This is a genomic window from Rhodococcus sp. IEGM 1351, from assembly GCF_030056875.1.
Taxonomy (GTDB): Bacteria; Actinomycetota; Actinomycetes; order Mycobacteriales; family Mycobacteriaceae; genus Rhodococcus_F; species Rhodococcus_F opacus.
In genome coordinates this window covers 1-210 of record NZ_JASHKU010000203.1, presented here as the reverse complement: position 1 = coordinate 210, position 210 = coordinate 1, and the positions used below count along the sequence as shown (strand labels likewise).

The window sequence follows — 210 nt, the reverse complement described above, 5'->3', positions numbered from 1 at the left end:
CCTCGTGGGTGCGGTCTACGCGGTCCGTCTGCGCGCCGCCGGGGCGGGGGTGCTCATCTGCCGCGCCTCCCCCGCGGGCCCCGTCGAGCTGAGGCCGTGGGCACGCGGCCCAGGCAGTTCGATCACCGCCGAGGGCACCCCGCCGCCGGGGCTGGTCGCCGACACTGCAGCATCGACGGCCCCCACGGATCATCAGGTACCGGGCATGAT

General features: G+C 75.7%; 1 pseudogene. It reads left to right on the top strand.

Annotated elements, in window-relative coordinates:
• Nucleotides 1-210: pseudogene (locus QM806_RS41285) on the top strand (hypothetical protein); the annotation flags it as partial.